The sequence below is a fragment of the Cryobacterium sp. TMT2-42-4 genome, from assembly GCF_004402645.1.
GTDB classification, from domain to species: Bacteria; Actinomycetota; Actinomycetes; order Actinomycetales; family Microbacteriaceae; genus Cryobacterium; species Cryobacterium sandaracinum.
The window spans coordinates 106594-123055 of the sequence record NZ_SOFT01000022.1 but is presented as its reverse complement, the minus strand read 5'-3'; the positions used below and the strand labels follow the sequence as shown (position 1 = coordinate 123055).

12 protein-coding genes are annotated in these 16462 nt (G+C 69.5%); 2 read left to right on the top strand and 10 right to left on the bottom strand.

Annotation, left to right across the window (positions count from 1 at the left end):
- Positions 1-169 precede the first annotated feature (169 nt).
- The 9 genes from E3O18_RS07105 to E3O18_RS07065 all read right to left on the bottom strand — a co-directional run bounded on the left by E3O18_RS07105 (position 170) and on the right by E3O18_RS07065 (position 9257).
- On the bottom strand, positions 170-2785 hold the full coding sequence (locus E3O18_RS07105) for a multicopper oxidase domain-containing protein (RefSeq protein ID WP_134394494.1): 2616 nt from the start codon (positions 2783-2785) through the stop codon (positions 170-172).
- Positions 2782-3888 (bottom strand): hypothetical protein, encoded by a 1107-nt coding sequence (locus E3O18_RS07100; RefSeq protein ID WP_134394495.1) that lies wholly within the window; start codon positions 3886-3888, stop codon positions 2782-2784. The genes E3O18_RS07105 and E3O18_RS07100 overlap by 4 nt, the downstream gene beginning before the upstream one ends.
- A 22-nt stretch (positions 3889-3910) precedes the next feature.
- Positions 3911-4201: a DUF2249 domain-containing protein gene (locus tag E3O18_RS07095; RefSeq protein WP_134394496.1), complete on the bottom strand. Its 291-nt coding sequence runs from the start codon at positions 4199-4201 to the stop codon at positions 3911-3913.
- Positions 4202-4318: 117 nt separating this feature from the next.
- Positions 4319-4768, bottom strand: coding sequence for a molybdenum cofactor biosynthesis protein MoaE (locus tag E3O18_RS07090; protein WP_104101383.1), 450 nt, complete (start codon positions 4766-4768; stop codon positions 4319-4321).
- Between the two features lie 179 nt (positions 4769-4947).
- Positions 4948-6225, bottom strand: coding sequence for a serine hydrolase domain-containing protein (locus E3O18_RS07085; protein WP_134394497.1), 1278 nt, complete (start codon positions 6223-6225; stop codon positions 4948-4950).
- A gap of 62 nt (positions 6226-6287) precedes the next feature.
- A complete protein-coding gene (locus tag E3O18_RS07080; protein ID WP_134417796.1) occupies positions 6288-7505 on the bottom strand; it encodes an acetyl-CoA C-acetyltransferase in 1218 nt (405 codons plus the stop codon).
- A complete protein-coding gene (locus E3O18_RS07075; protein ID WP_134394499.1) occupies positions 7502-8191 on the bottom strand; it encodes a CoA transferase subunit B in 690 nt (229 codons plus the stop codon). The genes E3O18_RS07080 and E3O18_RS07075 overlap by 4 nt, the downstream gene beginning before the upstream one ends.
- Positions 8192-8193: 2 nt before the next feature.
- Positions 8194-9021, bottom strand: a complete 828-nt coding sequence (locus tag E3O18_RS07070) for a CoA transferase subunit A (protein WP_134417795.1) — start codon at positions 9019-9021, stop codon at positions 8194-8196.
- 17 nt (positions 9022-9038) lie between these two features.
- Positions 9039-9257 (bottom strand): FAD-dependent monooxygenase, encoded by a 219-nt coding sequence (locus E3O18_RS07065; protein WP_134394501.1) that lies wholly within the window; start codon positions 9255-9257, stop codon positions 9039-9041.
- A 273-nt stretch (positions 9258-9530) separates the two neighbouring features.
- On the opposite strand from E3O18_RS07065, the gene E3O18_RS16520 reads away from it, so the two are divergent.
- Positions 9531-11786, top strand: coding sequence for a 3-hydroxyisobutyryl-CoA hydrolase (locus E3O18_RS16520; protein WP_241976665.1), 2256 nt, complete (start codon positions 9531-9533; stop codon positions 11784-11786).
- 28 nt (positions 11787-11814) lie between these two features.
- Here E3O18_RS16520 and E3O18_RS07055 read toward each other — a convergent pair whose 3' ends face one another.
- Positions 11815-12891, bottom strand: a complete 1077-nt coding sequence (locus E3O18_RS07055) for an AI-2E family transporter (RefSeq protein WP_134394502.1) — start codon at positions 12889-12891, stop codon at positions 11815-11817.
- Positions 12892-13049: 158 nt separating this feature from the next.
- Between E3O18_RS07055 and dnaE the strand changes: the two genes are divergently transcribed.
- On the top strand, positions 13050-16454 hold the full coding sequence (gene dnaE / locus E3O18_RS07050; protein ID WP_134394503.1) for a DNA polymerase III subunit alpha: 3405 nt from the start codon (positions 13050-13052) through the stop codon (positions 16452-16454).
- Positions 16455-16462 lie beyond the last annotated feature (8 nt).

The window sequence follows — 16462 nt, the reverse complement described above, 5'->3', positions numbered from 1 at the left end:
ACATTTCTATTCACTTCACCGGATTCGCTGTCACGATATTCCCCGATAAAAACCCTGTCCACCGCGGTAATACCCGCACACAGCAGGCAGAGACGACGGGCCGCCCATTTCTTTCACCTGACCGGCGACACGCCGCACACAACTATTCTTCGGGAAACTCAGACGAAGATCACGGACTGACCAGGACGACGCCACGAGCGCCTTTTTCGGCGTCGGACATGATGTGGCTGACGAAGGGGTAACTGCCGGCCTCGGGGAAGGTCAACTCGACGAAGCCGCCCTGGGCCACGGCCAGGTCGAGCACCTGGGAGCCGCCCGTGCCGGTGCTGCCGCCATCACGCAACTGGTACTCGCCCTCCGTGAAAACGGTGTCGAACTGGCCGCCCACGACGTGGAAGGAGCTGCCCACGTTGGGGCCGGCGTCCAGCACCCAGATACGCACCTTCTCGCCGACCTTCGCCGTCAGCGGGCGGGCGCCGTACTGGTTGGCGATGCCGTTGAAGACCACCAGGTCGGGGAACTGCGCCGCCACCTTGTCGGCGTCGGCCTCCCCGCCCTGCGCACCGAGGTAGAGCTCGGACTGCACCAGGACGTATTCCCGGTCGACCGCTGAAAGCCCGGGTGGATCAATGATCACGGCGCCGAACATGCCGTTCGCCATGTGCACCGACATGGGCATCGTGCCGCAGTGATAGAGCCAGATCCCCGAGCGGGTCGCGGTGAAACGATAGGTCAGGCTCTCCCCCGGATTGATGCTGCGCATGGGCCGGTCGGGTGCGAGGGCACCCGCGTGGAAGTCGATGGAATGCTCGATCGACCCGTCGTTGACGAAGGTGATGTCGAAGACGTCCCCGACTTTGCCGTGCAGGGTCGGGCCGGGGGCTGTGCCGTTGAACGTCCACAGGGTCTGGGTGACGCCGGGAGACACCTCGGTCTCCACGTCTTCCACCCGCATGGTCAGCGTGTGCACGGTCTCCGCCTCCGCCGCTCGCAGCGCCGGGTCGCGGGCAACGAAATCGGCGTCGGGCTGACGCATCAAATCGAGATCGTCTGCCGCGCTGGACGCCCCGCCGGCGGACGCGGAGCCGTGGTCCATCGCTGGGGAGTCGTCGCCGGACTGAGGCTCGGCTCCGACGGCCACGACCGTGAGCACCATGCCCAGGACCTTGTGGCCGGCGATGGAGCACCAGCCCTCGACGTCGGCGCCCACGATACCGGCGTCGACCTGTCGGCTGGTGCCGGGAGCGATGGAACCGGAGACCACGCCGGTGGCGAGCACGAGGTTGTGCACCATCTCGTCGTCGTTGGTCAGGTTGATCACCAGGGTGTCGCCGACGGGCACCTCGATGGTGTCCGGGCTGAAGCGCGTGTTCTTCATGACGACGTCGACCGTGGTCGTGTGGCCGGTCGACACCCTGTCGACGGATGCCCCGCCGCTGGCAATTCCGGCGGCGGCCGGGTCCATGGCGATCCCCAGGGTCACGGCCAGGAGCAGAACGCCGACGGCCGTGACGGTCGCGCCGGTGCGGCTGGCCTGCGCCGCGGCGGCCGGTGGAGACGGCCGGGCCGGCGGAGCCGTCGCATCCGTCGCCCGGCGCAGCCGGCGGTTCTGCCGCAGCGCCCGCGGCATCAGGACCAGGAAGGAGGCGAGCGTGCCGACGACGAGCAGCGAGACCGTGACCTTCACCAGGCTGGGCACCGGCAGCAGATAGAGGATCAGGCCGACGTTGACGACGATGACCCGGAACAGGGCGCCACGATCGAGCAGGGCGGCCGTGGCCTTCGAGACCGAGGGTCCGCCGCCGAGCACGACCGGCACCAGGTAGCTGAGGGCTCCGAGCAGGATCTGCGCGGCGAAACCGACCGCGAACACGGGCACGAGCTGCCCGAGCAGGTCGGTCGCGGCTACCCAGCTCGGTGCGAACGTCACGATCAGGCCGAACCCGAGCACGCAGGCGAAGAACCAGGTGAGGGCGGCGCCGAGACTCCAACCGGCGAAGGTGACGGCCGGGGACTGCCTGGCCAGGCGCACGGCCTCCACCAGCACCAGGCCGAGGCCGACCAGGTAGAGCAGGACACCCGCGGCGGCGACCAGGCGCTGGTCGATCAGCAGGCCGATCCCGAGCAGAGCGAGGCCGGCCAGGAACAGAGGCAGGGTTCCGCGGGCCGAGGCGCGCGTCGTCTGCACCCGGGCGTGCAGCACCGTCGGCCAGAGCAGGGCCACCGTGCCGATCACGGTCAGGCCGACCCAGCCGAGCAGATTGAACCCGACATGGGCGATGTACATCCGCTCCGCGGACTCACCATCGATATCGGTCCGGGCCATCAGCACGCCCAGGACCACACCGATGGCCAGCGCGATTCCGGCCGCGATGTAGTAGCGCACGAGCGGTGCGAACCGTCCCGGCAGCGCTCCCCGCGACTGCCGGAACAGCAGCAGGGCGTGGGCGAGGGCATTCGTGCCGACCAGGATGCCGCCAACCAGCACGACCGGCCACCAGCCGCCGACGATGCCGGTGATCACGAGTACCGCTCCGAGGGTGTGCGCGCCGAGCCGAGCCCCGAGCGAGACGCGGCCGCCGGGGGCCGGATGCCGGAGCAGGGTGTCGGCGAAGTGCTGGCTCCAGACCAGGATCGCGGTGCTCACGGCGCCCAGGAACAGGAGGTGCACCATGAGCCACGGCGCGACCGGGATGAACCGGTGGATGAGCACGGCGATGAGAGTGAGGAGGAGCCACGTCGGAGTCAGGAGCCCGGTGATGAGGTGCCACAGTCGACGGTTCATGGTGTGACTTTCAGTTTGGTGTTTGGCTGGCGCAGCGGCACGCCGCGCACCACCGAGATCACGGCCAGCAGCACGAACAGGAGCACGGCCACAATGTTGGCCACGCCACCCCACTGCACCAGTGCCGGCAGGTCGCGCGCGTCACCGAGCAGGATGCGCACCAGCAGGGAGACGTGCAGCAGCAGCACCGGCAGGTAGAGCACCGGCCGGTACGGCAGCGGTCGGCGCAGCACGGCCGGCAGGATGGTCGGGGCGTGCGCCATGATCATCGACATCACGAACCCGAGGAAGACGGCGTGCAGCACGGCGTCATAGCCGGGGCCGGAGAAGCTCGGGCCGACGATGATCCAGCTGGCGGCGACCGAGAGCAGCCAGCCGTAGCCGGCCAGCAGGCACGCGGCCATGTACCGTGGCAGACCGGTGCTGCGGATGAGTCGGGTCGCCACGTCGTGCCGGAACAACCAGGCGACGAGACCGAGCATCCCGAGTCCGAGAACGGGGTAGCCCACCCGGGGCCAGACGAGAGCGACGACCGCGCCGAGGGTCAGGAACAGGCCGGCGGCCAGCATCCGCATTTCGGCGCGGTAGTCGACGGAGGGCGAGATGCGCGCGAGTTCGAGCCGCTCACCGGCGATTGTGAGCACCAGGTAGAGCGTCATCGCGGGCACCAGGACAGGCACGGGCACGCCGCCGAGCCACAGCACGGTGGCCGTGAGACCGAGCAGGGCACCGAGCGCCTGCACCGCGGCGGACGTCGACGGCTGCCGGAGCCAGATCGCCCGGTAGATGGCCAGCAACACGGCCGACCCGGCCACGAAGGCAAGCTGGCCGACCACCAGGGGAAGCGGCGACACGAGTGACAGGCCGCCGAGGCCCAGCAGCCCCGGCGACAGGTAGGCCCAGTTCCGGCGCACGGCGACGGCACGCTCGAGCACGACGACGGTTCCCACGAACCCGAAGACCATCAGGGGTCCGTGCACATCCGCCAGGCGCGCGGTCACCACCGGCGCCGGGAAACCCAGCAGGAGCAGCGCACCGTCGAGCCCGGCCAGCAGTGAGAGACCGCCGAGCAGCAGAAACGCTAATCGCCCGTTGCCGTGCACGGTGGTGTCGAATCTCGGGAGACTAGGCGGCGCGGGTGAAGCGGATGCGCCAGGCGTCCGGGCCACGCTCCACGTACGACACGGTGAACGCTCCCGGGCGTGCCTTCTCGAGCTGCGCCAGCAGGGGCAGGGGGTCGTGCGGGGCGATCAGGTCGAGCGAGAAGCCGAGTTGGATGGCCTCCAGGGCACCGAAAATGGCCGCGTGGCGAACCGCGTGCGGGATGGTGCGTCCGTCGAGCACGATGGTCTCGGCGTCGTCATGGTTGCAGTTGCAGGTGTGCGCGCTGCTCAGGGTGATGGGTTCGGCGGTCATAGGATGAGTCCTCCTCGGTGGAACGACCGAGCCGGCCGCTAATAAACAGGATACACGTCCGGTTAATTATTCCGGAATCGGACCAGGTCGGACCAGGTCGGATCGCGTCGGACCAGGTCAGGTCAGGCCCACCCAGGCGGTGGACCCGTCGACCTCGTACTGCTTCTTCCAGATCGGCACCTCGAGTTTGACGGTCTCCACCAGGCGTTCGCAGGCTTCGAATGCGACGGCGCGGTGGGCGCTGGCCGCGGCCGCGACCAGGGCCAGGTCGCCCACGTCGAGGTGGCCGATGCGGTGGCTGACCGACAGGTTCACCTGCGGGTACTCACGGGAGTACCGGGCGACGATCTCGGACAGGATGCGGCCGGCATCCGGATGCGCGCTGTAATCGAGGCCGGTCACCTGCCCGGCGGCGTCGGGGTCGTGGTCCCGCACCTGGCCGATGAAGGTCACGACGGCCCCGCAGGATCCGGTCGACACGGCCGCAACGTGCGCGGCCAGGTCGAGCGGCGCCGTGGCCACCTGGTTGACGGCACCCTCGCCAGGGTTCGCGTCGTTCTCATTCACGCCGCTTCGGTCAGTCGTTCCTGCTGAATTCACACATTCAGAGTACGCGCGGAAGCGGAACGAGAAACGTACTCCACTGTTCCCGGAGCATCGAGGGCCAAAAAACCTGAGGCCGAGGGTCGATCCCCGTTTCGCGGCGCGCGGCGAGCGACACCACCGAACGGTCACGGCCCACTCAGCTAACCGACGATCTCTGCCACAGTCGGGCAGGCCGCCTCGGCAGCCAGTTCGACTCGGGTCTGCGCAACCGTCCAGGGCAGCGCGACCGACGGTTCGTTCCCGCGCCCAGCCGGGGCATCGGCGATGATGGCGGCCAGCTGACGGGCCAGTGTCAGGGCGAACGGGTCACCCGCGCTCGAGTTGTTCAGCATGACCACCACGGTCATGGTCTGGTCCGGATCCGCCAGGGTCGCCGAGATGAATCCGGGGATCGATCCGGTGCGCCCGCGGAGGGGCCCGACCTGCTCCGCGCCGAGGCCGTAACTCTGCCACGACGGGGTCGTCACATCTTCGTTCACGGTGTCCCACTGGGCGCTCGCCGACGACTCGGACAAGAGACCACCCGCAGCGAGAGCGCCTGCCCAGGTCCTCATGTCGGCCAGCGTCGAAACGATACCGCCCGCCACGCCGCTCATCGAATTGGAGAGCAGGGTTCTGTCGGTGATGGCCGTGCACACCGGACCGTCGGCGCCCACCGCGGCCGCGTAGCCGTGCGAGTGTGGTGCGGGGAGGTCCATATCGCCGGCGTGAGGATATGAGGTGTCGTGCAGACCGAGCGGATGGAAGATGTACTCATCGTAGAGCGCCGCCCACTGCCGGCCCGTGGCCCGCTCGAGCGCCATCCCGAGCAGCACGATTCCGGTGTTCGAGGGACCCCACACGCTGCCCGGAGCACCCGTTCGGGGCGTGGCCAGCCCTTGGGAGACGAGTTCCATCGCCGGCCAGGTGCGCAGGGGGTTGTGCACGAACTCCCCGGCCAGAACGGGACTGTAGGACCCCAGCCCCGAAGTGCCCTGGCAGAGCTGGCCGAGCGTCACGCCCGCCACGCCGACGAGGCGGGGCAGGTAGGTGGAGACCGGGTCGTCGAGCGTCACGGTTCCCTCGTCGACCAACCGGAGCAGCACCGTGCAGGTCATGGCCGTGGTGTTGGTGCCGATGCGGAAGTGCATCCCGCTGCTCATCGGGACGGACCCGCCGATTTCCGTCGTGCCGTGCGCGACGGTCCATTCGCCGGCGGCGGACCAGACCCCGACCAGAGCGCCGGAGGAACCCGATAGCGCCATCGCCTCGCCCACGGCCGCGTCCAGCTGCCCGGCGATGTCCACCGCGAACGGCGTGCTGCTCTGGTCGACGCTGTTCCGGCCCGCGGTGCAGCCGCTCAGCACGACGGCTGCGGCGACGCCGAGTGCGAGCAGCGCACGACGTCGAATGGTGGGCTTGATGATGGCATCCCCCAATGCTCTCCACCAGCTTGCCCCATCGGGGCTCGGGCGCCTAACCCGTGCGCGAGACACGCGTCCTACACCCGCTCGAAGATGGCGGCGAGCCCCTGGCCGCCGCCGATGCACATGGTCTCGAGCAGATAGCGCCCCTCGGTGCGGTGCAGGTGACGGGCGCCGGTGGCGAGGATGCGCGCCCCGGTCGCCCCGACCGGATGCCCGAGCGAGATACCCGACCCGTTGACGTTGGTGCGCGCCCAGTCTGCCTCGGTGAATTCCCATTCCCGGCTGACCGCGAGCACCTGCGCGGCGAAGACCTCGTTGAGCTCGATCAGGTGCATGTCGGCGAGGCTCAGCCCCGCGCGCCGCAACGCCCGGGCGGTGGCCGGCACCGGCCCGATTCCCATCCGCGACGGCTCGACTCCCGCACGCGCCCATGTGACCAGCCGCACCAGTGGGGTCAGCCCGAGCTCGGCCGCCCGTTCCGGGGTAGTCACGATGCACGCGGCCGCGGCGTCGTTCTGGCCGCTGGCGTTTCCGGCGGTGACGGTGGCGTCGGCGTCCGTCTCTAACAGGATCGGGCGGAGGCCGGCCAGAGCCGTCAGGCTGCTGTCGGCCCGCGGGGTCTCGTCGGCGGAGACCACGACGGGGCCCGTGCGGCCCGGCACCGTGACCGTGACCGTCACGATCTCGTCGTCGAACCGGCCCTCGGCCACGGCGACGGATGCCCGCGCCTGCGACCGGAGAGCCAGGTCGTCCTGTTCGGTGCGGCCGATGCCGTACTCGCGGCGCAGGTTCTCGGCGGTTTCGAGCATGCCGCCGGGTACCGGGTAGCGGCGCCCACCGGCGGTTTCGCGGCCGCGGCTGAGCGCGTCCCGGAGCAGGATTCCGGCGCCGCCGCCCACACCGAAGCGGGAGTCGACGGTGTAGAACGGTGCCTGGCTCATCGATTCGACCCCGCCGGCGACGACGACGTCGCTGACACCGGTCTGCACCTGCATAGCCGCGTCGAGGATGGCCTGTAGCCCTGAGCCGCATCGCCGGTCCACCTGCACGCCGCCGACCGTCACGGGCAGGCCGGCGTTCAGTGCGGCGACGCGCGCCACGGAGGCGGCCTCCGCGGTGGGATAGCCCTGGCCGAGGATCACGTCGTCGACCACGGTCCCGTCGATTCCGGTGCGTTCGATCAGCGCCGTGATCACGGCCGCGGCCAGCTCGGCCGGCGCGACCGCCCTGAAGACGCCGCCGAACCGGCCGATCGGGGTGCGTAACGGTTCGCAGATGACGACGTCCCTCACGACGCGGCCACCGGGTTCGGGGCGGAGAGGAGCGTGTGGATGACGGTCGGCGTCCCCGGTACGAGCAGCGGCACCTCGGTGGCGGCCTGTACCTCGGCCACGGTGAGTCCCGGCGCGATCTCGCGCAGCAGAAGACCCTCCGGCGTCACGTCGATCACGGCCAGGTCGGTGATGATGCGGGTCACGACGCGCTTGCCGGTCAGCGGCAGGCCGCACTCGTTCACAATCTTGAAGTCGCCGTTCTTCGCGGTGTGCTCCATCACGACGATCACGGTGTCGGCGCCGTGCACGAGGTCCATCGCACCGCCCATACCCTTGATCATCTTGCCGGGCACGGCCCAGTTGGCGATGTCGCCGGTGGCGGAGACCTGCATCGCGCCAAGCACGGCCACATCGATCATTCCGCCGCGGATCATGCCGAAGCTCTGCGCGGAGTCGAAGTAGCTGGCACCGGGGTTGACCGTGATGGTCTCCTTGCCGGCGTTGATCAGCTTCGGGTCCTCCTCGCCCTCCCACGGGTACGGTCCCACCCCGAGCACCCCGTTCTCGGAGTGAAGGATGACGTTCACCCCCTCCGGCAGGAAGTTGGGGATCAGCGTGGGCAGCCCGATCCCAAGGTTGACGTAGCTGCCGGGGGTGAGCTCCTGCGCGGCGCGCGCGGCCATTTCATTGCGAGTCAACGGCATGATCAGCTGTCCTTTGCGACGGATGCGACGGATGCGACGGATGCGACGGATGCGACGGGCCGCGGCCGGGTGGTGGTCTTCTCGATCGGCAGGTCGGCGGCCTCGGCGCCGGAGAGCGCCACGATGCGGTGCACGTAGATACCGGCGAGGTGGATGGCATCCGGATCGAGCTCCCCCGGCTCGACCAACTCGTCGACCTCGGCGATGGTGATGCGGCCGGCCATGCCGGCGACCGGGTTGAAATTGCGGGCCGACTTCTCGAACACGAGGTTGCCGTGCCGGTCGCCCTTCGCCGCGCGAACGAGGGCGAAGTCGGTGACGATGGCCTCCTCGAGCACGTACTCCTTCTCCCCGCCGCGGAGCGACGCGAAGGTGCGGGTCTCCTTGGGCGGCGACGACACCGTCACCGACCCATCCGGCCCGTAGCGCCAGGGCAGCCCACCCTCGGCGACCATGGTGCCGACGCCGCTGGCGGTGTAGAAGGCGGGGATTCCGCTGCCGCCGGCCCGGAGCCGCTCGGCCAGGGTGCCCTGCGGGGTCAGTTCCACCTCGATGTCACCGCCGAGATAGCGGCGGGCGAAGTCCTTGTTCTCGCCGATGTAGGAGGCGATCACCCGGCTGATCCGCCCTTCCCGCAGCAGTTCGCCGAGCCCCCAACCGTCGACACCGCAGTTGTTGGAGGCGACCCGGAGGTCGGTGGTGCCCTGGGCCAGGAGCGCCCGGATCAGCACGATCGGGACGCCGACCAGGCCGAAGCCGCCGACGGCGAGGGAGGCCCCATCCGGGATGTCGGCGACGGCAGCCGCGGCGGAGGAGTACGTCTTGTCCATGGAGTGGTCCTTCAGCTTCAGTTCGTGGTGCCGATGTCGATCGTCTTGAAGGTATCGCGGGCCACCGCCAGAGCGGAATTCGCGAGCACCCCGGCCCGGATGCGGGCGAGCACGTAGTCCTGGGAACGGTTCTCGACCACGATCGGGTCGATTCCGGCGTCACGTAGGGCCCAGGCCAGCAGAAGTCCGGCGGGGCCGGCGCCGATGATGGCGACACGGGTGTTTTCTGGGGACACGGGTTTCTCCTAGCGACGGTGACAGGTGATGAAGTCATCCTGTGGGGTGATGATGCCACCTGGTCCGGTAGTTTCCACTCAGTGGAAGGCAGCAATGGTCACGATGTGGCCCGGCGGTAGCGGATCGTCGCGGCCGTCGGACGGCGAACAGGCACGCGGGGACCGTCACCGACGCCGAATTCGATGCCCAGAAGGCGGAGCAGCTCGCCCGGTTCTGCGTCGCTGCGGAGTCGCTTCCGAGCGATCTGAGTCCGTGCCGGTAGCGTGGGGTCCATGCTCGAGCTCATGGATGACCGGCCGGACATTCTGCTGCGCCGCGACGGGCGGCTCGCCCAGATCATCCTGAACCGCCCGGCGGCGCTGAACGCCCTGACCCACGCGATGATCCGACGGATGTCCGCGGTGCTGACCGACTGGGCCGCCGACGGGCAGGTCGAGACCGTTCTGCTGACCGGTAGCGGCGACCGGGGCCTCTGTGCCGGGGGCGACATCGTGGCGATCTACCGCAGTGCGGACGCGGGCGCGGACGATCGAGCGGACGCTGACGCCGAGGCCGCCCGGTTCTTCGCCGACGAGTACCATCTGAACGCGCAGATCCACCGGTTCGCCAAACCGTACCTGGCCGTGATGGACGGCGTCGTGCTCGGCGGCGGGGTCGGCGTCTCCGGCCACGCGAACACCCGGATCGTGACCGAGCGCACGCGGCTGGGGATGCCGGAGACCGCGATCGGCTTCGTACCCGACGTCGGCGGAAGCTGGCTGTTGTCCCATGCCCCCGGTGAGCTCGGCACCCACCTCGCCCTGACCGCCGCCCTAGTCTCCGGGTCCGACGCCATCGCGCTGGGCCTGGCCGACCACTTCGTGCACAGCGACCGACTCCCTGCCCTGGCCCGCACCCTGGCCGTGACCGACGCGGCCGAGGCCGTGCGCGCCCTGGCCGAGACTCCCCCGCCCTCCGACCTCCTCGCCCAGCGGCACTGGATCGACGAGTGCTACGCGTCCGATGACGTGGGCGAGATCGTCGCCGCCCTGCGACGTTCCCCGGTGGAAGCCGCCCGCGACGCCGCCGCCCTCATCCTCACGAGGTCGCCGACCGCCCTCGCGGTCACGCTGTCCTCGCTGCGCCGGGCCCGGCGGCTCCCGAGCCTCGACGAGGCGCTCGATCAGGAGTACCGGGTGACGCTCCGTTTCCTGCAGCGGAGCGAGCTGCAGGAGGGCATCCGGGCCCAGGTGATCGACAAGGACCGCAGCCCCCGGTGGTCGCCCGCCGGTCTCGGCGAGGTGACGGAGGCGTCCGTCGCGGCGTTCTTCGCGCCGCTCGGCGAGCAGGAGCTGGGGCTGGGGCTGGGAGTGGGGCTCGGGCTGGGCGAGATGCCCTACGTCGACGCCGACCTGATCTTCGTCACCGATCTACTCACCCCGGGTGAGCGCGCGCGGCTGGCCGCGGCACGATCGTTCTATCAGGCCGAGGTGCGCCCTCTCGCCGTGGACTACTGGAACCGCGCCGAGTTCCCGTTCGAGTTGCTGCCCCGCCTCGCCGCGCAGAACCTCGCCGCGACCGGTGCTGCCGCGACCAGCCATCTGCTCACGGGGCTGCTGCAGATGGAGCTGACCCGCGCCGACACCTCGATCTCCACGTTCTACGGCGTGCACCACGAGCTGTTCGCCGCCGCCATCGACGAGCTCGGCTCACCCGAGCAGCGGGAACGTCTGCTACCGGGCCTCCTGGCCCTGGAGAAGATCGGGGCCTTCGCCCTGACGGAACCGGAACACGGCTCCGACATCTCCCGAATGATGGAGACCACGGCCACCCGCAGCGGCGACGAGTGGGTGCTCAACGGCACCAAACGCTGGATCGGCAACGGCGCCATGGCCGACTACGTGCTGGTCTGGGCCCGGGACACCGCGGACGGGCAGATCAAGGGATTCATCGTCGAGACGGAGCGGCCCGGGTTCACGGCCACCCCGATCGAGAACAAGATCGCGGTGCGGATCGTGCAGAACGCCGACATCACCCTCACGGAGGTGCGGATCCCGTACACGAACTGGCTGCCGGGCAGCCGGAGCTTTCAGGACACGAACGTGCTGCTCCGGAACTCGCGGATCTGGGTGTCGTGGCAGGCGGTCGGCCAGCAGCTCGCCGCCTTCGATGTGGCCCGCGCCTATGCGCTGGAGCGGCGCCAGTTCGGCATGCCCATCGCATCCTTCCAGCTGGTGCAGGAGCAGCTCTCCCGCATGATCGGCAACGCCACCCTGTCACTGTCGCTGATGGTGCAGATGGCGCGACTGCAGGAGAGCGGGCGGCTCACGATGGACCAGGCGGCCCTCGCAAAGGCGACCTGCACGACCCGGATGCGCGAAACGGTGGCCCTGGGCCGCGGTCTGCTCGGCGGCAACGGCATCAGCACCCGGTACGAGATGGCCAAGATCTTCGCCGACGCCGAGGCGATCTACTCCTACGAGGGCAGCTACGAGATCAACGCGCTGTTGGTCGGCCGGGCCGTGACCGGCATCTCCGCCTTCAGCTGATCACCGCTCGCCCGAACGAATTCGTGAGCTAGACCGGCGCGACCGGCGGCACCGGAACCGGCGGCGTGGGAGCGTTCCAGGCCTTGATGACGGCCCAGCCCACGGCGGCGATCGGCACCGAGATGACCGCGCCGACGATGCCGCCCAGGATCGTGCCGGCCGTCAGCGCCAGCAGGATCACCAGGCCGTGCAGGCGCAGTGACTTGCCGAGCACCACCGGGGACAGGAAGTTGCCCTCGAGCTGGTTCACGGCGACCACGATCGCGACCACGATGATGGCGGTGGTCAGGTCGTTCGTGACGAGGGCCACCAGTGCGGCGAGGATGCCGGCGGCCGTCGCCCCGACGATGGGGATGAAGGCGCCGACGAAGACGATGACGGCGAGCGGCAGCGCCAGCGGAACCTGCAGGATCCACAGTCCGATCCCGATGAACAGGGCGTCGACGAACGCGACGATCGCCGTGCCGCGCACGTAGTTGCCGAATACCTCGACGCTGCTCACGCCGATGCGTGCGGCCCGCTCGTGCCGCTTGCCGGCGAGCGGCTGGATGAGGAAGCTCCAAATGTGAGGGCCGTCCTTCAGGAAATAGAAGAGCACGACGAGGCCGAGCACCACGCCGGCCACGATCTCGGCGGCCACGGAGACCCCGGCCAGGGCCCCGGACCCGAACTGGCTGCTGGTGGCGAAGTCGATGACCGACTCGCGCACCGAATCGATCTGAGCGGAATCGATCGGCAGCGTGCCGCTGGTGAGCAGTTCCTGCAGGCTGTCGAGCCCCTTGCTGGCCGAGGTGAAGAGGGTGTCCCACTCGCCACGGATGCCGAACACCACGAGGGTGACGACGCCACCGAAGACCGCGACGCTCAAGATCAGGGTGATCGCCGCGGCAAGGGATTCGTTCGCCCCGCGGGCCAGCAGGAACCGCATGAAGGGGCGCAGCGCCGACGCCACGATCAGGGCGATCAGGAGCGGAGTGAAGACCAGCTTGAGCTGCGTGATCCCGTAGAGGGCCACCACCAGCAGGGCGAGGACCAGCAGGGCCTGGCCGGAGCGGATGGCGGCCCGGCCGAGATAGTCCGTCCAGGACGAAGTGGGCGTGGTCATAGGGATCTCCAAACGAGGCGAACAACGGCTGAGCCACCCAGCCTAGCCAGACTGCCTCGGCAGACTGCCGGTAGCGCGTGTCGGCCGTGTGACGTACACTCCCTACATCGAACATTTGTTCTATCTATCACCCATCGACCTGCCCGCAGAGGAGTCACATGTTCGCACACCTCCACGTCGCGAGCGCCTACTCCACGCACTTCGGGGTCACTCTCCCCGAGTCACTGGTGGAGCAGACGCAGGCGCAGAACGGCTCCTTCCTGGCCCTCACCGACCGGGACGGTCTCTACGGCGCGGTCAAACACGTGCGCGCCTGCGCGGCAGCGGGCATCCGGGCGGGGCTGGGCGCCGACCTCGCGGTGCACGACGACGACGGGCATCCGTTGGGCCGGATCGTGGTGCTCGCCCACGGTGATATGAACGGTCGTGGCTATGCGGCCCTCTGCCGCGCGGTCAGCGCCGCCCACAACGGCGCCGCGCACAGCGCGTCGGGGCGCCCCAGCATCGCCCGCTCGCACCTCGCCGAGCTGGCCGGACTGCGCTGCCTCACCGTGCTGCTCGGCCCTGCCTCCGACGTGGGCCAATCGGTCGAGCGCCGCGACACCGATGCTGCCGGCGCCTGCCTCACCGCGTGGTTGCGCGCCCTGCCGCCGCAATCGGTGGTGGGTGAAATCGTCTGCCATCTGGCGGCGCCGGGCACTCCCGGCAGTGTGACGCCGGCCACCCGCATGCTCGCCCTCTTCGAGCACGCCGCACTGCCCGCCGTGCTCACCAACGCCGTGCGCTACGGCACCCCCGACGAGGCCGTCACCGCCGACCTGGCCGACGCGGCCCGCACCCTGACGGCGCTGGCGAACCTGGAGCAGCTGCAGACCAACGGCCAGGCCTGGCTGAAACCCGAAGTCGCCATGAGGCAGGTGGCGCGCATGGTCGTCGACGCCGGGCTGCACGACGACGGCGCCGTCGACCGACTGTTCCGCGACACCGAGCAGCTTGCCGAGCGGTGCAGCCTCGACCCGGACTCCGACATCGGCCTGGGTCGCCCGCGCATGCCGGAGGCGCGCATCATCGGCGTCAGCGGCGACCCGCTGACCGAGCTGCACGCCCGAGCCCGGGCCGGCATCGACGACCGCTACCCCGTCACGTCGCCGGCGGGCCGGTCGCTGGCGGATGCTGCGCACGCACGACTCGTGCACGAGCTGAAGACGGTGGAGCACCTCGGTTTCGCCGGCTACTTCCTCACCGTCGCCCGGGTGGCGGACATCATCCGGGAAATGGGCATCCGCATCCAGGCGCGCGGGTCCGGGGTGGGCTCGGTGCTCAACTACGCCCTGCACACCTCCTCCGTCGAGCCCATCTCCAACGGGCTGCTCTGGGAGCGGTTCCTCTCCCCCGAGCGGCAGACCCTGCCCGACATCGACCTCGACGTCGAGTCCGCCAGAAGGCACGACGTCTATCGCACGCTCTTTGACACCTTCGGCAGCGATCGGGTGTCGCTGATGTCCATGACGAACGCCTATCGCGGCCGCGGCGCCGTGCGCGACGCCGGCCTGGCCCTCGGTATGAATCACGAGCAGGTGGCCGCGGTCGCCAAGCAGATGTGGCGCTTCAACGCGCGCGACTTCCGCCGCGCCCTGGCCGAAAAGCCCGAGCTCGAGCCGTTGGCCGCCGAGGTGCGCGCCTCCTCGCAGCTCGACCTGCTGGTCGACCTGACCGCCAAACTCGACCGGCTTCCCCGGCACATCTCCGTGCACCCCTGCGGCGTCATCCTCTCCGACGCCTCCCTGCTCGACCGCACCCCGGTGCAGGCGTCCGGCATGGGGTTGCCCATGTCCCAGTTCGACAAGCACGACATGGACCCGATGGGCCTGATCAAGCTGGACATCCTCGGTGTGCGGATGCAGTCGGCCATGGCCCACGCCGTCGAGGAACATCACCGATTGTCGGGCGAGATCATTGACCTCGACCGAATCCCACTGAACGACCCGGACACCTTCGAACTGATCCGCTCCACTCGCACCCTCGGCATCTTCCAGATCGAATCTCCCGGCCAGATGGAGCTGGTCGGCAAGCTGCAGCCCGAGGTGTTCAACGATCTCACCGTGGAGATCTCCCTGTTCCGGCCCGGGCCGATGCAGAACAACATGCCCTTGAAATACCTTCAGGCCCGGCATGGGGAGGTGATGCCCGACTACATCCACCCCCGGTTCGAGCCGTTCCTCCGGGAGACCCAGGGTGTGGTGATCTTCCACGAGCAGGTGATGCGCCTGTTCGACGAACTCACCGGCTGCGGGCTCGGGCGGGCGGATGTCTTCCGCCGCCACCTAGGCAAACCGGAGCAGCTTCCCCGGATCGAGGAGTACGTGCGGATGCGTGCCCTCGAGCGCGGGTTCACTCCCGCCGTGATCGACCGCGCCTGGACGGTGCTCGCCGGGTTCGGCAGTTTCGGTTTCGCCAAGGCGCACGGGGCGGCGTTCGCCCTGCCCACCTACCAGTCCGCCTGGCTCAAGACCCACCACCCCGCGGTATTCCTGGCCGGACTCCTCACCCACGCCCCCGGTATGTGGCCGAAAGACCTGATCGTGGCCGAGGCTCGGCTGCTCGGCGTGCCGGTACTGGGCCTGGACGTGCAACACAGCGCCCTCGACTACCGGGTGGAGCAGATCGACGGCGAGCAGTCCGACGGCGGCCGGCGCGGCATCCGTCTCGCCCTGCCGGAACTCTCCGGCTGCACGGCCGCCGAACGCGCCCGCATCGTGCGCCACCAGCCGTTCACCTCGCTGCAGGACTTCCGGGACAGGGTGCGCCCGCGGCGCAGCACGTTCGAGGCGCTCGCCCGGGTGGGAGCACTCGACAGCTTCATCGGGTACGACCGCACCCGTCGGCACGAGCTGCTCGCCCACATCCAGTCTCTCCGCGGCACAGCGGTCACCGTCCACGACGACCAGCTCGCCTTCGACGTGCCTCTGCCGGTGCTCGAATACGAGGGGTCCCGGTTCAACGCGGTGACCTCGCTCGAGCTGCGCGGCCGCAGCCAGACCGACCTCGAACTCAGGGATCTGGGCCTGGCGGTGTCCGGGCACCAGATGGCCCGGTTCTACCCGCTGTTCACGGAGCTGGGCGTTACGCCGGCCTCCGAGCTGATCAACCTGCCCGGCGGCACCGAGGTGCTCCTGGCCGGGGTGCGCCGAGCCACGAACACGCCGCCGATGCGCAACGGGCGCCGGGTGGTCTTCGTCAGCCTCGACGACGGCACCGGACCGGTCTCGAACGTCGTGTTCTTCCACGACGCCCAGGAGCGCATCGGCGGCCCGGTGTTCCACACCGGCCAGCTGCTGGTGCGCGGCCGCACCCGTCGGTCCGGCGCGAAGGGCGTCTCCGTCACGGGCGAGAACCTGTGGGATCTCACGGATGTCGCCCGCCGGGTCAAGCTGCGTCACGCGGGCGAGGCGGCCGCCCGGAACGCCGACCGCGCCCACGACCTGGCCGACGAACTGGCCGAGGACCTGGCGGCCATGGCGACCACGAATGTGCACCATCTATGGCCCCGACGCACCGCCTGACCCGCGCC

What these genes read in the sequence shown, in the direction of transcription:
- E3O18_RS07055 (WP_134394502.1), bottom strand. Translation starts at nt 12,891, where the DNA reads ATGACCACGCCCACTTCGTCCTGGACGGACTATCTCGGCCGGGCCGCC.
- dnaE (WP_134394503.1), top strand. Translation starts at nt 13,050, where the DNA reads ATGTTCGCACACCTCCACGTCGCGAGCGCCTACTCCACGCACTTCGGG.
- E3O18_RS07095 (WP_134394496.1), bottom strand. Translation starts at nt 4,201, where the DNA reads ATGACCGCCGAACCCATCACCCTGAGCAGCGCGCACACCTGCAACTGC.
- E3O18_RS07075 (WP_134394499.1), bottom strand. Translation starts at nt 8,191, where the DNA reads ATGCCGTTGACTCGCAATGAAATGGCCGCGCGCGCCGCGCAGGAGCTC.
- E3O18_RS07105 (WP_134394494.1), bottom strand. Translation starts at nt 2,785, where the DNA reads ATGAACCGTCGACTGTGGCACCTCATCACCGGGCTCCTGACTCCGACG.
- E3O18_RS16520 (WP_241976665.1), top strand. Translation starts at nt 9,531, where the DNA reads ATGCTCGAGCTCATGGATGACCGGCCGGACATTCTGCTGCGCCGCGAC.
- E3O18_RS07070 (WP_134417795.1), bottom strand. Translation starts at nt 9,021, where the DNA reads ATGGACAAGACGTACTCCTCCGCCGCGGCTGCCGTCGCCGACATCCCG.